Origin of the sequence: Klebsiella sp. KP20-425-1, assembly GCF_025813515.1 — a bacterium.
Lineage (GTDB): Bacteria > Pseudomonadota > Gammaproteobacteria > Enterobacterales > Enterobacteriaceae > Klebsiella > Klebsiella pneumoniae.
This window is the reverse complement of sequence record NZ_CP109614.1, coordinates 1,289,584-1,313,537: the sequence shown is the minus strand read 5'-3', so window position 1 is coordinate 1,313,537 and position 23,954 is coordinate 1,289,584. Positions and strand designations below refer to the sequence as shown.

The 23,954-nt window shown below is 59.5% G+C and carries 20 protein-coding genes; 3 read left to right on the top strand and 17 right to left on the bottom strand.

Features of this window, described 5'->3' with window-relative positions; translation table 11 throughout:
* Positions 1–19: 19 nt before the first annotated feature.
* The 6 genes from ispG to OHJ17_RS06465 form a co-directional block, all read right to left on the bottom strand.
* Positions 20–1,141 (bottom strand): flavodoxin-dependent (E)-4-hydroxy-3-methylbut-2-enyl-diphosphate synthase, encoded by a 1,122-nt coding sequence (gene ispG, locus OHJ17_RS06490; RefSeq protein WP_002913892.1) that lies wholly within the window; start codon positions 1,139–1,141, stop codon positions 20–22.
* A 26-nt stretch (positions 1,142–1,167) separates the two neighbouring features.
* Positions 1,168–2,163 carry a cytoskeleton protein RodZ gene (gene rodZ, locus OHJ17_RS06485; protein WP_004149336.1) on the bottom strand — a complete coding sequence of 332 codons (996 nt, stop codon included), beginning with the start codon at positions 2,161–2,163 and terminating at the stop codon, positions 1,168–1,170.
* 276 nt (positions 2,164–2,439) lie between these two features.
* Positions 2,440–3,606, bottom strand: a complete 1,167-nt coding sequence (locus OHJ17_RS06480) for a dual-specificity RNA methyltransferase RlmN (protein ID WP_267303020.1) — start codon at positions 3,604–3,606, stop codon at positions 2,440–2,442.
* A gap of 483 nt (positions 3,607–4,089) precedes the next feature.
* Complete coding sequence (ndk, locus tag OHJ17_RS06475; RefSeq protein WP_004144312.1) at positions 4,090–4,521, bottom strand: nucleoside-diphosphate kinase; 432 nt, start codon at positions 4,519–4,521, stop codon at positions 4,090–4,092.
* A gap of 160 nt (positions 4,522–4,681) precedes the next feature.
* Positions 4,682–7,006 (bottom strand): peptidoglycan glycosyltransferase PbpC, encoded by a 2,325-nt coding sequence (gene pbpC, locus OHJ17_RS06470; protein WP_023278780.1) that lies wholly within the window; start codon positions 7,004–7,006, stop codon positions 4,682–4,684.
* Positions 7,007–11,956 carry an alpha-2-macroglobulin family protein gene (locus OHJ17_RS06465; RefSeq protein ID WP_032433426.1) on the bottom strand — a complete coding sequence of 1,650 codons (4,950 nt, stop codon included), beginning with the start codon at positions 11,954–11,956 and terminating at the stop codon, positions 7,007–7,009.
* A gap of 205 nt (positions 11,957–12,161) precedes the next feature.
* Between OHJ17_RS06465 and sseA the strand changes: the two genes are divergently transcribed.
* The gene (sseA, locus tag OHJ17_RS06460; protein WP_002913950.1) at positions 12,162–13,019 is read left to right on the top strand and encodes a 3-mercaptopyruvate sulfurtransferase; all 858 of its coding nucleotides are present in this window, start codon (positions 12,162–12,164) and stop codon (positions 13,017–13,019) included.
* Positions 13,020–13,245: 226 nt separating this feature from the next.
* Positions 13,246–14,088: a hypothetical protein gene (locus tag OHJ17_RS06455; protein WP_004180898.1), complete on the top strand. Its 843-nt coding sequence runs from the start codon at positions 13,246–13,248 to the stop codon at positions 14,086–14,088.
* Between the two features lie 70 nt (positions 14,089–14,158).
* Here OHJ17_RS06455 and sseB read toward each other — a convergent pair whose 3' ends face one another.
* The 11 genes from sseB to trmJ all read right to left on the bottom strand — a co-directional run bounded on the left by sseB (position 14,159) and on the right by trmJ (position 22,994).
* Positions 14,159–14,935 carry an enhanced serine sensitivity protein SseB gene (sseB, locus tag OHJ17_RS06450; protein ID WP_002913952.1) on the bottom strand — a complete coding sequence of 259 codons (777 nt, stop codon included), beginning with the start codon at positions 14,933–14,935 and terminating at the stop codon, positions 14,159–14,161.
* 99 nt (positions 14,936–15,034) lie between these two features.
* A complete protein-coding gene (pepB, locus tag OHJ17_RS06445) occupies positions 15,035–16,321 on the bottom strand; it encodes an aminopeptidase PepB (RefSeq protein ID WP_004185110.1) in 1,287 nt (428 codons plus the stop codon).
* Between the two features lie 70 nt (positions 16,322–16,391).
* Positions 16,392–16,592, bottom strand: coding sequence for a Fe-S cluster assembly protein IscX (gene iscX, locus OHJ17_RS06440; protein ID WP_002913954.1), 201 nt, complete (start codon positions 16,590–16,592; stop codon positions 16,392–16,394).
* Position 16,593: 1 nt separating this feature from the next.
* Positions 16,594–16,929 carry an ISC system 2Fe-2S type ferredoxin gene (gene fdx / locus OHJ17_RS06435; protein ID WP_002913956.1) on the bottom strand — a complete coding sequence of 112 codons (336 nt, stop codon included), beginning with the start codon at positions 16,927–16,929 and terminating at the stop codon, positions 16,594–16,596.
* A gap of 1 nt (position 16,930) precedes the next feature.
* Positions 16,931–18,781: a Fe-S protein assembly chaperone HscA gene (gene hscA / locus OHJ17_RS06430; RefSeq protein ID WP_004149343.1), complete on the bottom strand. Its 1,851-nt coding sequence runs from the start codon at positions 18,779–18,781 to the stop codon at positions 16,931–16,933.
* A 15-nt stretch (positions 18,782–18,796) separates the two neighbouring features.
* The gene (gene hscB, locus OHJ17_RS06425; protein WP_004174835.1) at positions 18,797–19,312 is read right to left on the bottom strand and encodes a co-chaperone HscB; all 516 of its coding nucleotides are present in this window, start codon (positions 19,310–19,312) and stop codon (positions 18,797–18,799) included.
* 74 nt (positions 19,313–19,386) lie between these two features.
* Positions 19,387–19,710: an iron-sulfur cluster assembly protein IscA gene (gene iscA, locus OHJ17_RS06420; protein ID WP_002913979.1), complete on the bottom strand. Its 324-nt coding sequence runs from the start codon at positions 19,708–19,710 to the stop codon at positions 19,387–19,389.
* Between the two features lie 17 nt (positions 19,711–19,727).
* Positions 19,728–20,114 (bottom strand): Fe-S cluster assembly scaffold IscU, encoded by a 387-nt coding sequence (gene iscU / locus OHJ17_RS06415; protein ID WP_032433428.1) that lies wholly within the window; start codon positions 20,112–20,114, stop codon positions 19,728–19,730.
* Between the two features lie 26 nt (positions 20,115–20,140).
* Positions 20,141–21,355, bottom strand: a complete 1,215-nt coding sequence (gene iscS / locus OHJ17_RS06410) for a cysteine desulfurase (RefSeq protein WP_032433430.1) — start codon at positions 21,353–21,355, stop codon at positions 20,141–20,143.
* 178 nt (positions 21,356–21,533) lie between these two features.
* The gene (gene iscR, locus OHJ17_RS06405) at positions 21,534–22,025 is read right to left on the bottom strand and encodes a Fe-S cluster assembly transcriptional regulator IscR (RefSeq protein WP_002913993.1); all 492 of its coding nucleotides are present in this window, start codon (positions 22,023–22,025) and stop codon (positions 21,534–21,536) included.
* Between the two features lie 234 nt (positions 22,026–22,259).
* Positions 22,260–22,994 carry a tRNA (cytosine(32)/uridine(32)-2'-O)-methyltransferase TrmJ gene (trmJ, locus tag OHJ17_RS06400; RefSeq protein WP_002913994.1) on the bottom strand — a complete coding sequence of 245 codons (735 nt, stop codon included), beginning with the start codon at positions 22,992–22,994 and terminating at the stop codon, positions 22,260–22,262.
* Positions 22,995–23,114: 120 nt separating this feature from the next.
* Between trmJ and suhB the strand changes: the two genes are divergently transcribed.
* Positions 23,115–23,918, top strand: coding sequence for an inositol-1-monophosphatase (suhB, locus tag OHJ17_RS06395; RefSeq protein WP_002913995.1), 804 nt, complete (start codon positions 23,115–23,117; stop codon positions 23,916–23,918).
* Positions 23,919–23,954 lie beyond the last annotated feature (36 nt).

Genomic DNA, 23,954 nt, shown 5'->3' with positions numbered 1-23,954 from the left:
CGTATCGCTTCCCAACACGTTATTTTGCTTCAACCTGTTGAACGTCAATCCGACGGGCTTCATCGAGCATCGAGGCTTTGGCGCGGATCCGCGCTTCCAGCTGGTCGATCATGTCGTTGTTGTCCAGGCGATCTTTACGCACGCCGTCTTCATACAGGCCGCTTTTCTTGTTGCCGCCGGTGACGCCAAGGGTGGAGACCAGCGCTTCGCCCGGGCCGTTCACCACGCAACCGATGATCGAAACATCCATCGGGGTGATGATATCTTCCAGACGCTGCTCCAGAGCATTCACCGTACCGATAACGTCAAACTCCTGGCGTGAACAGGTCGGGCAGGCGATAAAGTTAATGCCGCGGGAACGAATACGCAGAGATTTGAGGATATCGAAGCCGACCTTGATCTCTTCCACCGGATCCGCCGCCAGCGAGACGCGCAGCGTATCGCCGATCCCCTCGGACAGCAGTAGTCCCAGACCGATCGCCGATTTTACCGCGCCGCTGCGCGCGCCGCCCGCTTCGGTGATCCCGAGATGCAGCGGCTGATCGATCTGTTTCGCCAGCAGACGATAGGATTCCACCGCCAGGAAGACATCGGAGGCTTTAACGCTGACTTTAAACTGATCGAAGTTCAGACGATCGAGATGATCGACATGACGCATGGCGGATTCGAGCAGCGCCTGCGGCGTCGGCTCGCCATATTTTTCCTGCAGATCTTTTTCCAGCGAGCCGGCGTTGACGCCGATGCGGATCGGGATGTTTTTATCGCGAGCGCAATCTACAACCATGCGGATGCGCTCTTCGTTGCCGATGTTGCCCGGGTTGATACGCAGGCAGTCGACGCCATATTCCGCCACTTTCAGCGCAATACGGTAGTCAAAGTGGATATCGGCGACCAGCGGGACGTTAACCTGCTGTTTGATAAGTTTGAACGCCTCAGCAGCGTCCATCGTCGGAACAGAGACACGGACAATGTCCGCGCCTACGCGCTCTAACGCTTTGATTTGATTTACGGTCGCCGCCACATCGGTGGTGCGCGTATTAGTCATTGACTGAACGGCGATGGGAGCCCCATCGCCAATTGGCACATTACCAACGTAAATACGTTTAGATTTTCTACGTTGAATCGGAGCCTGGTTATGCATGAAAAATCTCCCGCGTTACCCGTCTGTTACTGCGCCGGTGATGATTCGGCATTGAGGGTCAGACGCGCAACCTGGTTAGTTCTGATAAAACGACTTAAATCGACAGGCTTGCCCAGATACTGGATCTGTACCGCGGCCGGGGCGCCAATTTTCAGCTTATACGGCGCCTGACCGCTCAGGTTCAGGTTACCGCCTTTACGCTGCAGGCCGCTGAACAGTTTTTTACCGGTGGCATCGCTCACTTCCAGCCAGCAGTCGGCGGAAAAGTTCATCACCAGATCCTGCGCCGACGCCGCCGGAGTCGTGACGTTCGCCTGATCGGTCGGCAACGGCGAGGCTGGGGTGGTAGCCGGAGCTGCCGGCGTCGTCCCCGCGGTATCGACATTGGCCTGGGAAGGCGCCACGACAGCGTTATTATCCGCTGGCGTCTGGGCCGGCGCGCTGGTGGTCGGTGCGCTGGCGGTATCGGTTGGCGCGCTGTTCGCGGCGCTATCGGCGGTCGGGGCTGCAGGGGCGCTGGTATCCAGCGGCACGTTCTGGCTGTTGGCGTCGCCGCCGTTCAGCTCAGCGGAAGACTGATCGGCCATGGTCGAAATCTCTTCCTGCTGCGCCTTATGGTCTTGCCACCACCAGGCGCCGCTCAGACCGATAACCACAAACAGCACCAGCCAGGTGAAGCTCATCAGCCAGCCGTCGCGCTTTTTGCGGCGCTTGCCTAAAGAGAAACTCTGCATTGGCGCGACTTTCGCCGCGCGGATGGGCGCCTGCTTGGCCATCATCGGCAGCAGCTCGTCTTCTGGAATATGTACGAGGCGAGCGTAGGAGCGGATGTACCCGCGCAGGAAGGTGGAGGCGAGGTCGGCGGGGGCCTTATCGTCTTCAATATCACGAACCGTGGACACCTTCAGGCATAAGCGTTCGGCCACCGCTTGCTGGCTAAGTCCGAGTTGTTCGCGGGCGTGACGCAGACGCGCGCCCGTGGTGTTTGCTTCTTGATGATCTTGAGTGGCTTCAGTATTCATTCGCTACAACTACTGGTACGTGAAATTTAAAGTTCAGCGCGGGAAAAAGCCGGCGCCGCGAGACATCTGTGCTACGTCAGCCTCACAGTATAGGACTGTCAGCCGCGCGATCACAGAGACGAATCAAAATTGAATGCTAAGCGGTTGTTGTGCCGCTACATACTGCCTCAAAGTCGACAAAAACGCACCGTAATTATTAACCGAATCAGCGTATTTCGCCTGGCTATCGGCCATAAATATGACCCGTGCCGCCTGCGCTGCACGGGTCATCATTTGTCAGACCGCTTTTACGTCAATCGCTTCGCCCTGCATCCGCATACGCAGCGTACGCTTGGTACGGTCAATGACGTCTCCCGCCAGCTGGCCGCAGGCGGCATCGATATCGTCGCCGCGCGTTTTACGCACGATGGTCGTAAAGCCGTACTCCATCAGGACTTTGGAGAAACGGTCGATGCGGCTGTTGGAGCTGCGGCCATACGGCGCGCCCGGGAACGGGTTCCATGGGATCAGGTTGATCTTGCACGGCGTATCTTTCAGCAGCGCCGCCAGCTCATGGGCGTGCTCGGTGCCGTCGTTGACGTGATCCAGCATCACGTACTCGATGGTCACCCGGCCCTGGTTGGCGTTGGACTTCGAAATATAGCCGCGCACCGAGTTGAGGAACGTCTCGATGTTGTACTTTTTGTTGATCGGGACGATTTCGTCGCGAATGGTGTCGTTCGGCGCGTGCAAGGAGATCGCCAGCGCAACATCGATCATATCGCCGAGTTTATCCAGCGCCGGCACCACGCCGGAGGTAGACAAGGTCACACGACGCTTGGAAAGGCCAAAGCCGAAATCGTCGAGCATGATTTCCATCGCCGGAACGACGTTGTTGAGGTTCAGCAGCGGCTCGCCCATGCCCATCATTACTACGTTGGTAATGGGACGCACGCCGGTGGTCTTCACCGCGCCGACGATCTTCGCCGCGCGCCAGACCTGGCCGATAATTTCGGATACCCGCAGGTTGCGGTTAAAGCCCTGCTGGGCGGTGGAGCAGAATTTGCACTCCAGCGCGCAGCCTACCTGGGAGGAGACGCACAGGGTGGCGCGGTCTTCTTCCGGGATATAGACGGTCTCGACGCGCTGATCGCCAACGGCAATCGCCCATTTAATGGTCCCGTCGGTTGAGCGTTGCTCTTCAACCACTTCCGGGGCGCGGATCTCCGCCACTTCTTTCAGTTTACTGCGCAGGACTTTGTTGATGTCGGTCATCTCATCAAAGTCGTCGCAGCAGTAGTGATACATCCATTTCATCACCTGATCGGCGCGGAAAGGCTTCTCGCCCATGTTTTTGAAAAACTCGCGCATCTGCTGACGGTTTAAATCCAGCAGGTTGATTTTGGCATCTTTGTTCGGCACCGTCAGAGCGGCGGTATCAGGCGTGACAATTTGTTCAGACATAATATTTTCCGGCCTCGTTATTACACGTTATGGCCCCAGGTGGGTTGAAAAAGAAACGCCCCGGAGAGCGACTGCTCGTCCAGGGGCGCTATATTCTACAAATTCTGGCGCATCATTGCCACGTTTGCACAAAGCAATGAAAAAAAATCTGTAACTGACTGCTCAATCCTCTAAGGCTTTTCGATTGTCGCAAGGCGGCAAGCAAGTGACAAATTCGTCGGGAACGAATTTGACCAGCCGTAGGCTGGCCTCCGGTGAGAGGCAGGAGCCTCTCATTAATCCCCGGGAGCATAGATAACTATGTGACCGGGGTGAACGCGCGCAGCCAACGCCGCGACGGTCGAAAAGACGAGGTTTGTATCTCCAAAGTATTTCAGGTCACAGCGAGACGGCGAGTTCGCAAATCCCCGGGAGCATAGATAACTATGTGACCGGGGTGCGCGAAGGAAGCCAACAATGCTGTGGCGTGAAAGACGCAGGAGATTAGCGAGTGCGCGGGCAAACCTCGCCTTCAGCAAAGAAGAACGCGATTTCGCGGGCAGCGGATTCTACAGAGTCGGAACCGTGGGTGCCGTTCTCGGTGAAGCTGTCAGCGTAGTCAGCGCGCAGGGTACCCGCCAGGGCGTTTGCCGGATTGGTGGCGCCCAGCAGGTCACGGTGACGCTGTACCGCATTTTCGCCTTCCAGAACGGAAACCACGATCGGGCCGGAGGTCATGAACTCAACCAGACCGTCGAAGAACGGGCGACCTTCGTGCTCAGCATAGAAACCACGAGCCTGTTCAACGGTCAGGTGCAGCATTTTGGTGCCGACGATTTTGAACCCTGCAGCTTCAAAGCGGGAAAAGATGCTGCCAATAACGTTTTTTGCCACCGCGTTTGGTTTGATGATGGAAAAAGTACGTTCAATAGCCATGATTACCTCTAATTAAATGTTCTGTTGTTGCACATACGATTGTATGGCCTGGCGCGCATTATAATGAGCATCCCCGCCCCTGCCTACGGATGAAGGTAACATTTTGTTAAAATAAGATGAGTATTGAAAACACAAACCGCCAACAACAAATTTACCCTGGTTATTGCAGGGTAAAGCTGGCGGCTGCCGTCTGGCCCGCTTCATCCATCACCACCAACTGCCACTCGCCGGGTTTATCCAGCGTTAGCGTGGTTCTTGCGCCGGCGGCCTCTAACGGTTCGCCATTAATAAACCACCAGCGCCGCCCCTCCCCACCGCTGGTTTGTAGCGGCAACATCACCCGCGCCTCACCCGGGAGACGTTTTATCACCGCCCCATCACGGATGCCGGACAGCACCAGCGGCGCGGTATCCTGAGTCTGTAACGGCGGGCATGACTCCGATGCCGGTCCCAGGCGCGCGCGCCGCCTTTCGCTGGCCGGCAGCCAGGGATCCAGCGGCAGCGGCCAGACTTCGACCTGGCTTTCCCGAGCGCCGGGACAATCCGCCGCCACCCGTTCGCCGTGTTCATTGCGCCACACCGGGAAGCGGATCCCGCGTATGCTCTCCTGCCCCGGCAGCAGCAGAGTCGGCGGCTGGCTGGCATCCAAAAGCCAGCTGGCCAGGCGACGACGACAGTTGCTGTCGCCCGCCGGCAGATCCTGCCCGCCAGGCCAGCAGATTGTCCCCTGGCTGACCGTTGCCGGGCGCGGATCGCTCGGCAGCCCGCCGCGGCTCATCGCCGGGCGGGCCAGCAGCAGATTATTGACCTGGTTGAGCAGCGGTACGGCGCTGGCGAAGCCAAACTGGCCCACCACCGGCGTACCGTCCGGGCGCCCGGTCCAGATGCCTATCAGATATCGCGCATTGAGGCCGACCGCCCACGCGTCGCGATAGCCGTAGCTGGTGCCGGTTTTCCACGCCAGCGGCACCGCCTGCGGCAGCGAGGCATCGGGAACCGGTTGCGCTTCGCCGGCCAAAATACGCCGGACGATCCATGCCGCCCCGGGCGACATCAGCGCGCGCTCGGTCAATGGGTCGCTCGGCTTCAGGCGCAGCCGCGCCGCCTTGCCATGGCGGGCGAAGGCGCTGTACGCCGCGACAATATCTTCCAGCCGCGCCCCGGCGCCGCCGAGGATTAGCGACAGATTCGGCTCTGCGCCAGCGGGCAGCGTCAGGGGCAGCCCGGCGTTGCGTAAATTAGCCGCAAAGCGTTTTGGTCCATAGGCTTCGAGCACCTGCACCGCCGGCAGATTCAGCGAACGCACCAGAGCCTCGCTGGCGCTCACCGGGCCATGAAACCCGCTGTCGAAATTACCGGGGCGATAATCGCTAAAACGCCGTGGCACATCCTGTAATAGCGATGCCGGGTGAATCAGCCCCTCATCCATCGCCATCGCGTAGATAAAGGGTTTCAGCACCGACCCCGGCGAGCGTACCGCCGAGACCATATCAATATGGCCGAAGCGGCTGTCGTCGGTGATATCCGCCGAGCCCACCCAGCCGCGAACTTTCATATCCGTGTGGTCGACGACGACCATCGCCAGCGAACTGCGCGGCGGCAGGCGCGATTTCCAGTTCAGCGCCAGATCTTCCAGTTGCCGCTGCAGTCCGGCATCCAGAGTCGTCACCACCTTTTCATCACGGCTGGTCGCCAGCGCGCGGCGTGAAAAAAGCGGCGCCAGCTGCGGCATCTGGCGCGGAAACAGCCATACTGGTTCCTCCATCGCTTCCTTTACCGCCTGCTCCGGCCAGACGCCCTGGCTGACCATTCGCGTAAGCACTTTATCACGCGCCGCCTGGGCCCGCTGCGGCCAGCGGTCCGGACGTAAACGACTGGGCGCCTGGGGAAGTACCGCCAGCATCGCCGCCTCGCCGTAGCTAAGCCTGGCAGGCGGCTTACCGAGATAGGCCCAGCTGGCCGCACCGATCCCCTGCAGGGTGCCGCCAAACGGCGCGCGGTTCAAATAGAGGGTTAGAATGTCGCTTTTTGACAGATGCCACTCCAGCTGCAGCGCCCGCCACAGCTGGCGCAGCTTGCCGCCGAAGGTGCGTGGATGGGGATCAAGCAGGCGTGCCACCTGCATGGTAAGCGTGCTGCCGCCCGAGATAACTCGCCCGGAAGTAAGATCCTGCCAGGCGGCGCGCAGCACCGCGAAGGGATTGACCCCCGGATGGCGCCAGAACCAGCGGTCTTCATACTGGATGAGCGCCTGCAGATAGCGCGGCGAAACGTCGGCGATGGTGACCGGATAACGCCAGACGCCCTGCGCGTCGGCAAAGCGCCAGAGCGGCGTGCCGTCTTCCGCTACCACCACGCGGGCTGGGGTGACTTCATGCAACGGCAGCGGCCACAGACGATCGGCCAGCAGCACCGCTAACCACAGCAGAAAAATAAACGCCGCCAGCCAGCGCCAGCGGCGTTTTATGCAAGGTAATGCGCGCATTTACGGCGTAACGGTAAGCGGGCCGCTGGCCGTTCCGGTCGCCCGCCACTGCGGTACATACATCGACTCCACCTGCGGCTGCGGAACCTGATAGGTGCCCGGCGTCACCGCCCGCGCCAGATAGACCAGCGTCACCGGCTGACCTTCATTGATGGCGACTGCGGCGACAAAGCGGTCATCGCGGAACTCGATATGCTGAATATCCGCCTGCTGCATCTGGTTAAGCAGGTTTTGTACCGCTTCGCCATTCTCCTGCAGGCTGGCGCTGCTATTGGCCAGGTTCTGGTTTTCCAGCTCAAGTCCCGCCGGCAGCAGATCGACCACCAGCGCGTCAGGAACGTTACGTTTGGCGGTCACCTCCAGCTTGACCAGCACCAGTTCGCCGCTGCGCAGCGAGGTCAGCGATTTCTGCTGGCCGTGGGTATCGAAAATAGCGCGTTCAATCCCCAACACGTTGCCTCCCGGCTGTGGCGCGCTTTGCGGATAACCGCTGCTATCGAGGCGCAGCCACAGCGGCTGATTGCCGGTATTCGTCACCTGCAGCGCCGCCAGCCGATCGCCGTCGAGATTACGGGTTTGCGCTTTGTCGCTGGCAAGCGGCTGCGCCTGCAGCGACGTTTGCGCCTGCCAGTTGCCCGGCAGGTCGGCAAGCGTACGCCCGGCAAGGAACAGCGCGTTGGTTTCCTGCGTCGACAGCCAGCGCTGACCGAAGGCCTCTTCCGACAAGCTGCTCAACAGCTGGTTTTGTACCTCTGGCAGCAGCTTGTTCTCTTCCAGCAGCGCCAGCTTCAGCGCATCATCGCGAAGTTGGCTGCCGTAATCGCCCAACCAGCGATTCTCATCCTGGCGCGGCGTGGTAACCGCCAGCTTCATGGCCTCATCGCCGCGCGGCGCATCCCCCATGGTTTTCAGCGCAATGCCGAGCTGCAGCAGCGGCAAGCCGGATCGCGCCTGGTCGTGACGGCTCCAGATTTCACGCAAGGCGCCGAGCGGCGCTTTTTGCTGACGCGCCAGCACCAGCGCGGCATAGGCCTGAGCGGCAAAGCGGCTGGCCTGGGCGTCGTCGCTGTAGCGCACGGTCATCAGGCCCGGCTCCTGCAGATAGCGCAGCAGGCGTTCGTTACCTTTATTAATGGCGTTGACCGGTACGCTATAGCCCTGCTCGCTGGCGCGCACGAGGAAGTCCATGGCGTAGGCGGTCAGCCAGTACTCTTCCGGCCCCTCTCTATCCCATAGCGCAAAGCCGCCGTTTTCCAGCTGCATCTGCAGCAGGCGTGAAATACCGACATCGATGGCCGCGCGGCGTTTTTCGTCGCTGTCCCCGCTAATGCCCAGCGCCTTTAGCTGCGCCGCGCTGGTATACAGGGACGGGAACAGGCCGCTGGCGGTCTGCTCAAGGCAGCCGTAAGGATAGGCTTTCAGCTCGCGGATATAGCGGGCGAGATTCAACGGTGGTTTACCGCTGAGCAGCAGTTGGCCCTGCAGCGTTTGCGGGGCAAAGCCCTGGCTCTGCGCCGCCGGCGGCTGCCAGCTTTCACCTGGCTGCAGCACTGCGCCGCTGTTGACGGTCTGTGCCGGGTACGCCGGACGCACGCCGATTTTCCACTGTTTTTGCAGCGGGGCGAAGGTTTCGCCCGGCAGGCTCAGGCCGCTGATGGTGGCATTAACCTGACCATCGCCGAAGCCCGCCAGCGCGCTCACTGGTATAAACAGCGTGCTGCGCGCCCCCGGCGCCAGTTGCACCGGCGGCAGTTGACCCTCGGTCAAGGTCACCAGCCCGCTGGCGGTAAGATGAACCTGCAGGGTTTGCGGTTTATCGGTCAGATTGCTGAGATCCAGCGCCAGCCGTGTGGTATCGCCGCTGGCGAGGAAGCGCGGGGTGTTCAGTTCGGCGATGACCGGGGCGGCCACCACCACTTTATCTTCGCTGCTGCCGAAGTCATCCGCCGTCCACGCCTGGGCCATCACCCGCAGCTCGCCGTTAAAATCGCCAATGGGTAACGTCACCGTGCCTTCGCCCTGATCGTTCAATACCACCGGCTGCGCCTGCTGGGCGACGATCGTCACGTGGTTGACCGGCGGTTTGCCGCCGCGTTTTAACTCGTCGCCATCGCCGCCGAAGCGCAGGCTGGCCACCCGCCCCTGCCCTTCGATCACCTGGCCGTAGATGTCATAGATATCTGCGCCGTAACGCTTCTGGCCAAAGAAGGCGTTCCACGGATCCGGGGTAGCGTAATCGGTGATATTCAGTACCCCGCTATCCACCGCCGAGAGCAGGACATTGACCTGTTTCGGCGCCTCGCCCTCTTTGACGCTGGCTTTCACTTTCACCGTCAGCGGCTGGTTGGGGCGTATTTTGTCCGGGGCCTCCAGCGCCAGCGTCAGGCGACGGTTTTCATCGCCCAGCGGCAGATGCAGCAGGCCCACCGCGCGTTTCGGCGTCGCCGAGCGCGATTTATCGCCGGGGCGAACCACCAGCGTGCTGAGGTAGAGATCGTGGCGATTCCAGGCTTTATCGACCGGAATAGACAGATCCATGCCCTCCGCCGGGACGTCAATTTCCTGCCACCACAGCGGCCCTTCGCTGGATTCGACCATCGCGTAGCCTTTACCCGCCGCCGGGGCGGCGATGTGCAGCCTGATGGTATCGCCCGGTTTATAGCCAGGTTTGTCGAGCTTCATCGTTACGCGATCAGGACGCGCCGCGCCGGCGCCTTCGCTGTTATCCTGCCAGCTGTAGCCCGCCCAGAAGCGCACGCTGCTGACCACGTCGTCCGGTCCTTTCACCTCCAGGCGATAGGATCCCCACTCCACCGGGAAGCTCACTTTGCCGATCTGGCCGGCCTGCAGGTCTAGCGACTCCTCGCCCTCCTGCAGATCTTTTTGATCGAACTGCGACTGCCAGCCTTCGCTGTCGGACCAGTTCCAGTAGTAGTCGCGCCGCTCGCGGATCAGCCGCACCTGGAGACCGGAGATCGCTTTTTTCTCGCCTTTGACGTCGGCATAGACGATATCAAACGCGGCGTTACTGTTTTCATCCACCACCGGCTGTTTGACGGTGGTATCGGTGCGGTAATCGTAAACGTCCTTCAGCGTAAATTGCGGGCGGATCCCCGGCAGCGCCTCGGCGGGCCAGATCGGCTGCTTAACCGTACGGGTCACCGGGCGACCGCCGGATTCCAGCAGGCTGGCCTGCAGCACCACCTGCAGCGGCGAATGGCTATCCTGCCACTGGCTTGAGGTGGTCACTTCGCCATGGCCTTTTTCGTCCAGCGTCAGCTGGACTTCATCCAGACTACGGGAGAGGTTTTCTTCCGCAATATCGCCGAACTGGAAGCCCGGCAGCGCAGCGACGGCGTCGCGCAGCGGGCGCAGGAACAGCTTGCCCTGCAGCTGGTTGCCGCTGGCCGGCGCGCCGTAGAGATAAGCGCCGCTAACGCCAAAGGTGACGTCGGCATCCGGCGCGACTGGCGCGGCCTGCGGCGTCAGGTTCAGGGCCATGCGTTCCGGCATAAAGTCTTCAACGTGGAAATCCCATTCGCGCGGCTGGTTGTCGCCGGCGCTGGCGCGAATGTGCCACATGCCGGTAGCCGCGCCGCTGTCGAGCGGATAAGTAAACTGGTACAGGCCATTCACTGGTTTACTCATCACCGAGCGGATCACCTGGCCGTCCGGCTGAACCACCTCCAGTTTCACCGGCTGCTCCGCCAGCGGCTTGCCGTCGCTATCGCGCAACAGCGCATTAAGGATCACCGTTTCGCCGGGACGATAGAGATCGCGCGGGCCAAACATAAAGAACTGTTTGCTAAAGCCGGGCGCGCCTGCGATAGAGAATTCCGCCAGATCCAGCGCCGGCAGCTTGAGGTCGAGGAGCGTGGTCTGCCCCTCTTTGCGCGCCAGCAGCAGCGCGGCTTCTTTATCGGTTTGCAGGGTGACGTGGCCCTGGCTGTCGCTTTTCGCTTCCGCCAGGGTCTGCCCTTTGGCATTGAGCAACTGCACCTCAATACCCGACTGGGCGGCGCCGTTTTCCAGACTCTGGGTAAAAACGTCCAGCCGGTTATGGTAGCGATGCGCCGAGACGCCGATATCGCTGAGGGTAAACAGCGTCGCCGCGTTGCTGTAGCTATAACGGCCCGCCGGGTTCATGACCGCCACGTAGACGCCAGGCTGCTGGAGCGGCTTGATGTCGCTCAGCGGCAGCAGCAGCTTTTCGCGAGTATTACGCGCCGGGTTGAGATCGAAGCGGCCGCTGTAGACCAGATCCGCCATCTTCAGCAGTTCATCAGATTCCCAGTTGCTTAACGAGTTACGGTATTCCCACTGACTGACAAAGGCGGAGAGCGATTCCGGCTTAATGCGGAAGAAATTAACGTCGACATTATTGACGTTCAGCGCCATCACCGGCAGCCCGGCGACCACGTTGCCCGGCAGCAGCGAGCCGCGGCTGGCAAACCCAACGCTCGGTGCGATATCGCGGGTGGTCAGGGTCTTCTCAAACGGTTTGTCGAGCGTCGCCTTGTTCAGGGCGGTCAGCGTCGGGTCGACCGAGACAATCAGCTCGCGCTTTGGCTCAAGGTGACGCAGACGCAGCTCTTTCAGATTCGGCGCCAGCTCCCAGGCACCGTCCACCTTACCGCTTTTCTTGTCGACCAGATGCACGCTGCGCGAGAAATCCTGGTCCGGCTGCAGCGGGACGGAAAACGTCAGCACCAGGGTCGCGGCGCCATCCAGTTGCACCTCCGAGGCGTCGAGGAGCGTCAGCGCTTTACCCTGGCTTTTTTCCGCCAGCGCCGCCAGCTGGGCGCGGTCCGGTTTTGCCGTCGCGCCTGGGTTGCTATCCGCGGCTGGCGCCGGGGCCGAGGCCTGCGGTGTACCGCTGTCATCACACCCGGTTAATGAAAATGCGGTAAGGAGCGCCAGTGATAGCGCCGCTAAACGAAATGGTTTCATCCTTCTAACCCCTCGGCCGATGAGCCTGATGCTATTTGTCACATTTATTATGCGTTATGGCGGCGCTTCTCAACAGTGACGAAGCGGGTTTCTGCCGATTAATCAGAAAAGTGCCGTGACGCCGTCCCCACTCTGGCGTCCTTAACTTGTCAGCGCCAGCTAAAACGCCGACAATTCAGTCATGAATAATAAAACGGAGGCACCTATGTCCACCTCGTTTTTTGTCGCTGCCGACTGGCTGGCAGAACATATTGATGACCCGGAAATTCAGATTATCGACGCCCGCATGGCGCCCGCCGGGCAGGAGGCCCTGCGGGATATGGCCGCGGAATACCGCGCCGGCCATGTGCCGAACGCGCTGTTTTTCGATATCGAGGCGCTATCCGACCACACCAGTCCGCTGCCGCATATGATGCCGCGGGCCGAAGCGTTTGCCGTCGCCATGCGCGAACTGGGCGTCTGCAGCGATAAGCATCTGGTGGTCTATGACGAAGGCAATCTGTTTTCCGCCCCGCGCGCGTGGTGGATGCTGCGCACCTTTGGCGTAGAGAAGGTGTCAATTCTGGCCGGCGGACTGGAGGGCTGGCGGCGCGACGAACTGCCGCTGGAACAAGGGATGCCGGAGGTGGCCGAAGGGGAATTCGACGTGCGGTTCGATCCTCAACAAATTAAGCGTCTGACCGACGTCCTGTTGGTCAGCCATGAAGGATCGGCGCAGATTGTCGATGCCCGTCCGGCGGCCCGGTTTAACGGCCAGGCCGACGAACCGCGCCCGGGCCTGCGCCGCGGGCATATCCCCGGCGCGCTGAACGTACCGTGGACGGATCTGGTGATTAACGGCGAACTGAAAACCGTTGACGAGCTGAACGATATCTTTTTACGTCAGGGTGTCGATTTTGAACGGCCGATCATCGCCAGCTGCGGCTCGGGGGTGACGGCGGCGGTGGTCGTGCTGGCGCTCACCACGCTTGGCGTGAACGGCGTCTGCCTGTATGACGGCTCCTGGAGCGAATGGGGCGCGCGGAGCGATCTGCCGATTGAACCGGCCCCTGCCGCTCCGTAAACACAGCGTGACCGCGGGCCTCCCGTTCCGCGGTCACTAAATAATTTCTGATTTTCTCTCCCACTTTCTTCTGCTTCTCGCTAAACCGGTTACTCTGTGCTGCCGCAGGGCTTGTTCCTGCCGAGTTCGCTTTGCCTGATGGGGAGGCAGAGCACTGGTACAGAATTCCTCAGGGCTGATAGCGCATCCAGTCCATCCCAATCTGATGTCACCACAAGGAGTGAAAATGGCATTAGTCTCTAACCCACATTCGGCTTATTCACCGCGCCTTCCCTGGCTGGGAGGTATAGCTGGCCTGCTGGCAGGCGGCGCGATCCTTTATTTTTGGCCGCAATGGAACCGGACATGGCTAAGCCTGGTGCCTGCGCCAGTCTCCGTGTATACCCGCTTTCTCGGGGTCACTCTCGAAGACGTTCCGTTAGTCACCTATTGCCATCAGGCGCTGCTGGGTTTTCTGATGGTGCTGCTCGCGCCCGGTTACGGTAAGTCGACCCTTGCCGCGTGGATGATGCATAACCCAGCGTCAAGCCGTCGCTGGCCCGGCGAGGTATTCCGTGCCTGGGTCACAAAATTTGGCCTGCTGGTCATTGTCTTTTGCAATCTGTTCTTTTTGTCCCGGGTCCCATCCGGAACCCTGGCGTTATATATTTTTATTCTCCAGCACATCAGCGTTGCCGCGGCGGTGGCGTCAGGGGTGCTGCTCCTGCGTGACGCCCGGCGCCTGGCCCGCACGTTCGACGCTCAGCTGGCGGACCTGCGTCTTCTCATGATACTTACCCTCGGGTTCCAGACGATTTTGCCGGCGCAGATCGCGCTGATGAGCGCCCGGGGCGTGAATACGCCGCTGGGCTGGTACATTGTTATCGCGCAAATGGCAGGGGTGTTACTGGCGTTTATGCTGGTCGGCGGGCTGGTGGCAGCGCTACGTTCTCTGCTGGGCGAAGAGAGGTGCCGGGCCTGGCGCGGGGATATGGCGCTCTTCAACGGCATTGTCACACTGTGCGTGACGGGATTTCTCCTCTATCACATGGTGTCTGCCTATCCGCGAATCTTTGCCGCCCTGCATTAGCTTTTGCCACCCCGCTTTTGTGCCTCGAACTGGAAGCAGAAAGAAACAGCGGGGGCTGCCGCCCCCGCTGTCAGATGATGCGGTTCTGCTTAAAATCGCGCAGGAAGCTGCCCCAGCGCTTTTCATAGAACGGCGTGATATGGGCAATCATAAAATGGCTGATGCCCTTCTCGCCTTCCACCACCTGGCAAATATCGATCGGTTCGTCGCCTGGCAAGGTATCGGTGGCCACGCTGCCGGTGGTCTGGATAATGGCTTCAATATCCCCTTCCGCTTCAATCCCGATCAATAAGTTGGCCGGCGCATCGGCGCGCTCTTTAATCGAGCACAGAAACGCCCGCTTGACGGTCTTCAGCGTTTTGAACAACGTGGTCAGCGAATCGACCATCTGCGCCGGCGGTTCGGCGACTTCAGACAGCAGCAGCGCTTCGCCGCCTTCCAGTACCGTCTGGGTGCTCAGTGGGCTGCCCTCTTCGCCTAACAGATGGCTGATTTCCCGTGGGGTGAATTCTTTGCCGCTCGGCAGCTTCGGGTTGAGGAATAACGATTCGCCCAGCGTCATCGCCATCAGCGTGCGGGCCGGCATCATCACGAAAGCTTGTTCATCCGCCACCGCCTGCTGCAGCGCCTCCAGCGAGGTAAAGAATGGGATCACCGAGGTACCGTCGTCTTTTTCCCAATGCTGCAGATCCAGCGCGCTATCTTCGACAATCTGCTCGCCATCGGCTGCCCTGCCCGGCACCCAGACGGTGGCCTCCAGCAGCGCGCTGAAAAATGCCGGACGATGGGCGGGCTCAGTCGCCGCTTTTTCCAGCAGGGTTTCTAATTCATTTTTTGTATCTGACATAGTTTGGCTACTTCACAATGAATTGCCCGGCGGCCATTCGTCCACGCGGGCATATGGTTTTCCTGGCCGGGTAAGCGCGGGCGCCACCCGGCCAGGCCATTACTCAGCTGTCAGCAGGTTAGCAATGGTACGCACGCCAAGCCCGGTGGCGCCCGCCGACCACTGCTCAACGGCAGATTTGCGGTAGGTTGCCGAACAGTCGATATGCAGCCAACCCTGATGGTAGTTTTCCACGAAGTGGGACAGGAAGCCCGCCGCGGTGCTGGCGCCGGCCGGATAGGCCGCGCTGCCGGTGTTGTTCAGGTCAGCAAAGTTGGACGGCAGCTGGTTGCGGTGGAACTCGGCCAGCGGCAGACGCCAGAAGGCTTCGTTTTCCGCCTGAGCGCTCGCCAGCAGGCGATTCGCCAGCGCATCGTCAAAGCTGAACAGCGCGTGGTAATCATTGCCCAACGCGGTTTTCGCCGCGCCGGTCAGGGTGGCGGCGTCGATGATCAGCTCTGGCTTCTGCGCCGAGGCGTCAATCAGGCCATCCGCCAGCACCAGGCGGCCTTCCGCGTCAGTGTTCATAACTTCAACGGTTTTGCCGTTGCGATAATGAATAATATCGCCCAGTTTGAAGGCGTTACCGCTGATCAGGTTGTCGGCGCAGCACAGGAACAGCTTCACGCGTTTGTTCAGCCCACGGGTAATGGCAAAAGCCAGCGCGCCGGTGATAGTCGCCGCACCGCCCATATCGGATTTCATCGAATCCATAAAGGCGCTTTGCTTGATGCTGTAGCCGCCGGAATCAAAGGTGATGCCTTTGCCCACCAGGCAGGCGTATACCGGCGCCTCTTTATCGCCGGTCGGGTTATAGTCCAGCGCCAGCAGAACCGGCGGGCGCTCGGAGCCGCGGCCCACGGTATGCAGACCAAGATAGCCCTGCTCGCGCAGATCTTCGCCTTTGGTGATGCGATAGCTTATCTTCTCCCCCGCCACGCCGCACAGCAGGTCGACAGCGCGCTGCGCCAGCTGCTCCGGACCCAGCTCTTCCGCCGGCGCATTGATGGTGTCGCGCACCCAGTCGATGATCGTCAGGCGGTTATCCAGCTCGCTGCGCTGCGCGTCGTCAAGGGATGGCCATTCGACCTGACGCTGACCTTTCGGCCCTTTATAGCCGGCCCAAAAGGCCCAGGCGCGATCGGTGTTCCAGCCTTCGCCGCTCAGGGCGACGTGCTTGATGCCCATGCCGTCAATTTTGCGCGCCGCGCGCTGGATAAGCCCGAGGTCGTCTTTACCGTTGAGATGTAGAGCGATGCCGTCGTTATTGATGCTCCAGGTCGCTTTTTCTCCCCAGCGTCCATCGGCTGGCTGAGTAGAAAGCGTAATCTTCATAGCTTCGGTCATTATCATTATCCTTCTTAGCAAACGGGCCACCCTATGGCAGCCCGTTAAAATGTTTTCGCTTAACGCGAAATTATTCGGCCTCGTCTAGCCAGACTAGCAGAATCGCCTCGAGAATTTTTTCATTGGATGCGTTTGGATCATCATCAAACTCTTCCAAATCGCAAATCCACTGATGCATGTCGGTAAAGCGAACGGTTTTCGGGTCGAGATCCGGGTAAGCGTCATACAAGGCTTCGCCGATTTCGCGACTGTCGGTCCATTTCAGTGCCATATTAGTGCTCGCGTGCGTGGTTGATGGTGTAACGCGGGATCTCAACGACCAGATCTTCGTCGGTGACGCGCGCCTGGCAGCTCAGACGGCTGTCAGGTTCCAGCCCCCAGGCTTTATCCAGCATGTCGTCTTCATCTTCGCTACTTTCCGCCAGCGAGTCAAAGCCTTCACGCACGATGCAGTGGCAGGTGGTGCAGGCACAGGATTTTTCGCAGGCGTGTTCAATTTCGATACCGCTACGCAGCGCGGCATCGAGAATGGTTTCACCGGTCTCAGCTTCCACAACGATGCCATCCGGACACAGGTCCTGGTGGGGCAGAAATACAATTTTTGGCATTTTAAACCTCGTCCACGGATTGGCCTTTCAGCGCGATACGGACCGACTGATCCATACGGCGAGCGGCGAATTCCTGGGTTTGTGTGTCGATATTTTTAATCGCTTCTTTAATCGCGTCAGCGTCGTCGCCTGCCGCGGCGGCGCGTACCTGCTCCGCAGCGGCATCGATGGCCTGACGCTCCGCGGCGCTTAACAGCGCGGCGTCGGCGGCCAGCGCGCTTGTCAGGCTCTCCAGTACGCGCGCGGCTTCCACTTTCTGTTCAGCCAGCATGCGCGCCTGAATATCCTGTTCGGCGTAGCTCATCGAATCTTTAATCATGGTGGCGATTTCGCCATCGGTCAGACCGTAAGACGGTTTCACCTGGATGGAGGCTTCCACGCCGGTCGATTTTTCCATCGCCGTAACGCTCAGCAGGCCATCGGCATCCACCTGGAAGGTAACGCGAATATGCGCCCCGCCCGCCGGCAGCGCCGGGATACCGCGCAGCGCAAAGCGCGCCAGCGAACGGCAATCCTGGACCAGCTCACGCTCGCCCTGCATCACGTGAATGGACATCGCCGTCTGGCCATCTTTGAAGGTGGTAAACTCCTGCGCGCGGGCCACCGGAATGGTGGTATTACGCGGGATCACTTTCTCCACCAGGCCGCCCATGGTTTCCAGGCCTAACGACAGCGGGATAACGTCGAGCAGCAGCAGTTCGCTGTCCGGCTTGTTGCCCACCAGGATATCGGCCTGGATCGCCGCGCCGATGGCGACAACTTTGTCCGGGTCAATGGAGGTCAGCGGAGTGCGACCAAAGAACTCGCCAACGCGCTCACGCACCAGCGGCACGCGGGTCGAACCGCCGACCATCACCACTTCCAGCACTTCTTGCGCTTCAACGCCAGCGTCTTTTAGCGCCCGACGGCAGGCCATCAGGGTACGTTTTACCAGCGGGGCAATCAGATCGTTAAACTGGCTGCGGGTGATATCGCCCTGCCAGCCGCCGACCTCGACGTGCGCTGCCTCGGCATCGCTCAAGGCGATTTTCGCCGCGATGGCGGCATCCAGCAGCTCACGCTGCAGACGGTTATCGCTGCGGTCGCTGAAGCCCGCCTGCTCGCGCAGGTAGTCAGCCAGCAGGTGATCGAAATCATCGCCGCCGAGAGCCGAGTCGCCGCCGGTGGCCAGCACTTCAAACACCCCGCGGCTTAAACGCAGAATGGAGATATCAAAGGTGCCGCCGCCGAGATCGTAGACCGCAATCACCCCTTCCTGGCCGGAGTCGAGGCCGTAGGCAATAGCCGCCGCGGTCGGCTCATTGAGCAGGCGCAGCACGTGCAGGCCCGCCAGACGCGCCGCGTCTTTGGTTCCCTGGCGCTGAGCGTCATCGAAGTAAGCGGGAACGGTAATGACCACGCCGTCGAGTTCGCCGGCCAGCGCTTCGGTCGCCCGGGCGGCCAGCGCTTTGAGGATATCGGCGGAGACGCGAATCGGGTTCAGCAGGCCGCCGGCGGTCTGGATCATCGGCAGGCCGTTTTCACTGGCCTGCAGCTGATACGGCAGATGCGGGTAACGGTTTTGAATATCGGCGAGGGAGCGCCCCATCATCCGCTTCACGGAGCTGATGGTATTGGCAGGATCCTGAGCGGCGTTAAGCCGGGCGTCATAGCCGACGGTCAGCCCCGAAGCGTGGTAGTTCACCACCGACGGCAGCAGATAGCGGCCTTGATGATCGGGCAGAGTCTCGGCCTGGCCGCTACGCACGGTAGCCACCAGAGAATTGGTGGTGCCCAGGTCGATACCGGCCGCCAGACGACGCTGGTGCGGCGCGGCGCTCAGGCCGGGCTCACTAATTTGTAATAAGGCCATAATTGCTTCCGAAAATTAAAAATCGAGCAGTTTTTCTTCGAGTTCTTCAGCACTGCTGCGCAGTTTATCGAGGAAACGGAGCTTACGAACCGTGTCCGCCGCCGCCTCCCAGCTCTCATTATGCAATTGGTCAACCATCAGCTGCTGACGGGTATCAAACAGCGCTTTCACCCGTTTGATAAAACCTTCCAGCCGCGCGTCGTCTTTCGCCTGGCCGATCTCATCCAGCTCTTCGCGCAATTCCAGCTGTTCCATCAGGAACGCGGTATCGCGAACGGTATGCTGCTCGCTGGCCAGATCGAAGCCATGCAGCGAAAGGAGATATTCTGCGCGAGTCAGCGGATGGCGCAGCGTCTGCCAGGCCTGGTTTATAGTGGCGGAATGCTGAACCGCCGCAAGCTGTTCCGCCGCAGGCGCGCTGGCAAATTTATCCGGATGGTACTGGCGCTGCAGATCCTGATACCGGACAGCCAGTTGTTCAAGCGAGAGGGTATAGCTGGCTGGTAACCCGAAGAGGGTGAAATAGTCCATAGTAACCTCAGGGTCATGCATCTAAATTAAAACCCCACGCGCGGCGTGACCGCGGTGGGGTTGAGGAGTACCGATTATACGTTAAAGCTTTCGCCGCAGCCGCACTCATCTTTGACGTTAGGGTTAGTGAATTTGAACCCTTCGTTGAGGCCTTCTTTGACGAAGTCCAGCTGAGTGCCGTCGAGGAATTGCAGACTTTTGCCGTCGATCACGACCTTCACGCCTTTGTCTTCAAACACGGTGTCTTCAGCCGCCGGCTCGTCAACAAACTCCAGTACATAGGCCATACCCGAGCAGCCGGAGGTTCTTACGCCCAGGCGCAGGCCAAACCCTTTACCGCGGTTCGCCAGGAAGGCATTGACTCGCGCTGCTGCACTGTCGCTAAGAGTAATCGACATAACAAAACCTCAACTAATTATTTTACTTCGCGTTTGCTTTTGTAATCCGCAATCGCGGCTTTAATCGCGTCTTCCGCCAGGATCGAGCAGTGGATTTTCACCGGCGGCAGTTCCAGTTCATCGGCGATATCGGTGTTCTTGATCGCCTGCGCTTCGTCCAGCGATTTGCCCTTCACCCACTCGGTAACCAGGGAGCTGGAAGCGATAGCGGAACCGCAGCCGTAGGTCTTGAAGCGCGCGTCTTCAATGATACCTTCATTGTTGACTTTAATCTGCAGCTTCATCACGTCGCCGCAGGCCGGCGCGCCGACCATGCCGCTGCCGACGTTCTCGTCGCTGTTGTCAAAAGAGCCGACGTTGCGCGGATTCTCGTAATGATCGATAACTTTTTCGCTGTAAGCCATGATGAATTCTCCTTATTGGTGCCGAATTAGTGATGTGACCATTCAATGCTGTTCAGATCCACGCCCTGTTTGAACATTTCCCACAGCGGAGAAAGCTCGCGCAGACGGCCAATGGATTTGCGAATCAGATCGATGGCATAGTCAATCTCTTCTTCGGTAGTGAAACGACCTAAAGAGAAACGAATAGAACTGTGCGCCAGTTCATCAGTCATGCCTAACGCGCGCAGCACGTAGGATGGCTCAAGGCTCGCGGAAGTACAGGCTGAACCGGAGGAAACCGCCAGGTCTTTCAGCGCCATAATCAGCGACTCGCCTTCAACATAGTTGAAGCTGACGTTAAGAATGTTCGGCGCGCCCTGCTCGAGGTCGCCGTTGAGGTACACTTCTTCCATATCCTTCACGCCGTTCCACAGACGGTTGCGCAGCGTGCGCAGACGCGCCATCTCGCTTTCCATCTCTTCTTTGGCGATACGGTAAGCTTCACCCATGCCGACGATCTGGTGAACAGGCAGAGTACCGGAACGCATACCGCGCTCGTGGCCGCCGCCGTGGATTTGCGCTTCGATACGAATACGCGGCTTACGACGCACGTACAGCGCGCCGATGCCTTTCGGACCGTAGATTTTGTGACCGGAGAAGGACATCAGGTCAACTTTCAGCTGGCTCAGATCGATAGGCAGCTTGCCCACGCTCTGGGTGGCGTCTACGTGGTAAATGATACCGCGGGCGCGACACATCTCGCCGATGGTAGCGATATCCTGCACCACGCCGATTTCGTTATTCACATGCATGATGGAAACCAGGATGGTGTCGTCACGCATCGCTGCTTCCAGCTCTTTCAGATCGATAATCCCGTTGTTCTGCGGCGCCAGGTAGGTCACTTCGAAGCCTTCGCGCTCCAGCTGACGGCAGGTATCCAGAACCGCTTTATGCTCGGTTTTGCTGGTGATGATGTGCTTGCCTTTTTTCTGATAAAAGTTGGCTGCACCCTTGATCGCCAGGTTGTCGGATTCAGTCGCACCAGAGGTAAAGACGATTTCGCGCGGGTCGGCGCCGACCAGCTCGGCAATCTGATTGCGGGCGATATCAACCGCCTCTTCAGCCTGCCAGCCAAAACGGTGGGAACGGGAGGCCGGGTTACCAAAGGTCCCGTCCATGGTCAGGAACTGCATCATTTTCTCGGCAACACGCGGGTCCACCGGCGTGGTTGCGGAGTAATCGAGGTAAATCGGTAATTTCATTGCTCTTAAACTCCGTACATCACTCAATGCAAGGAATCAGGCAACCGGCTTGATGTACGACCGAGTACACGGAATGTCGGAGCATCCCGGCCTGATTCTGAAAGCTCTTTATAATCGTTGTCCCGCCGTTTCGCGCCGCCTTGCCCTGTCAGCCGCAGCCCGAAACGGGACGGGTCACTCAGGCGCGCAGTTTAACGTCAATCGCGTCCTGGGTGCGCGCATTGCGCTGGGTTTCGTGCTGATGCTGACGACCGGAAACATCGAGGATCTCCTGGTTATTCACCAGTTCCCCGAGGGTGATATTGTTCAGGAAGCCGGTCAGGCGCTCGCTCAGGTCGCGCCACAGCGCGTGAGTCAGGCATTTATCGCCGCCCTGACAGCCGCCCTTGCCCTGGCAACGGGTGGCGTCAACGGATTCGTCCACGGCGCTAATGACTTCGCCGACGGCGATACTGCCGGCATCTTTACCTAACAGATAACCACCACCTGGGCCACGAACGCTGGAAACCAGGCCATTTTTACGCAGGCGAGAGAACAGCTGTTCCAGATAGGAAAGCGAAATTCCCTGACGCTCTGAAATATCTGCCAACGGCACCGGGCCCGTTTCAGAGTTGAGCGCAACGTCAAGCATCGCGGTCACGGCATAACGCCCTTTAGATGTCAGTCTCATGTCTTACTTAACCTCAAACTCGCCCCTGGCCGGGCTTTTTATTAATATGGGTATTGCATAGCAGGGCCAAGTCTGACATTCCCGAGTAATTTGGTCAACTATTTACTTGACTGTTTTAGTCAGGTATTTGGCTTTCCGTGCCGTTTTACTTCCGCATAGCCTGATACCTTCATCCCGCCAGGCGAGCCCGATTCGTAGCCCGGATAAGCGAAGCGCCATCCGGCGTTAACGCGGTTACTTACCTTTATTCTGCTGCTCAATAGACGCCAGCATGCCGCGCAGGATGTTCAACTCCTGGCTTTCCGGACGCGCGCGGGTGAACAGACGACGCAGCTTGTTCATCACCTGCCCCGGATGATTCGGGCGGATAAAGCCCGTCGCCAGCAGCGTCTGCTCAAGATGGTCGTAGAATCGCTCCAGATCGTCCACCAGCGGGTACGGCGCCTCTTCATGCTCAACCGCCGGCTGCGCTTGCTCCTGCGCCGCCAGCCAGGCCATCCGCACTTCATAGGCGATAACCTGCACCGCCATCGCCAGGTTCAGCGAGCTGTACTCCGGGTTGGCGGCGATCGCCACGTGATAGTGGCACTTCTGCAGTTCATCGTTGGTCAGACCAACGCGCTCGCGGCCAAAGACCAGCGCCACCGGCGCATGCTGACCTTCGGCGACGCTTTTCAGACCGCATTCGCGCGGGTCGAGCATCGGCCACGGCAGCGTGCGGGAGCGCGCGCTGGTGCCAACCACCAGGCTACAGCCTGCCAGCGCTTCATCAAGGGTATCGACAATCTGCGCGTTGCCGATCACGTCGCTGGCGCCCGCGGCCAGGGCTATCGCCTGCGAATCAGGTTTGACCAGCGGATTGACCAGCCACAGGTTAGTTAAGCCCATGGTTTTCATCGCGCGGGCTACGGAGCCCATGTTGCCGGTATGGGAGGTTTCTACCAGTACGATTCGAATATTTTGCAGCATTATGGTTCTTCGGCTAAAGATTATTCGTGCATGCTACCATAAAACGGAGACATAAGCAGATTTGGCTGCTATTATATGCGCCGTTTTTTCCCGTTCTTTAACATCCAGTGAGAGAGACCGATGCATCCGATGCTGAACATCGCCGTGCGCGCCGCGCGCAAGGCGGGTAATTTAATTGCCAAACACTACGAAACGCCAGACACCGTAGAAACCAGCCAGAAAGGCAGCAATGATTTTGTGACCAACGTCGATAAAGCCGCCGAAGCGATTATTATCGAAACCATTCGCAAATCTTACCCGCAGCACACCATTATCACCGAAGAAAGCGGTGAACACGCTGGCGAAGAGCAGGATGTTCAATGGGTTATCGATCCACTGGATGGCACCACCAACTTCGTTAAACGTCTGCCGCACTTCTCTGTTTCCATCGCCGTACGCATCAAAGGTCGTACTGAAGTCGCGGTGGTCTACGATCCGATGCGTAACGAACTGTTTACCGCGACCCGCGGCCAGGGCGCGCAGCTGAACGGCTACCGTCTGCGCGGCAGCAACGCTCGCGACCTCGACGGCACCATTATCGCGACCGGCTTCCCGTTCAAAGCGAAGCAGCACGCCACCACCTACATGAATATTCTCGGCAACATGTTTACCGAATGTGCCGACTTCCGTCGCACCGGCTCTGCCGCGCTGGATCTGGCCTATGTGGCCGCCGGCCGCGTTGACGGTTACTTTGAGATCGCCCTGAAACCATGGGATTTCGCCGCAGGCGAGCTGATCGCCCGTGAAGCTGGCGCGATTGTCTGCGACTTCACCGGCGGTCATAACTATATGCTGACGGGCAACATCGTTGCCGGTAACCCGCGCGTGGTGAAAGCGATGCTGGCGAACATGCGCGAGCAGCTGAGCGACGCGCTGAAGCGTTAATCTCTTACTGATGTCAAAAAGGAAGCCGCGGCTTCC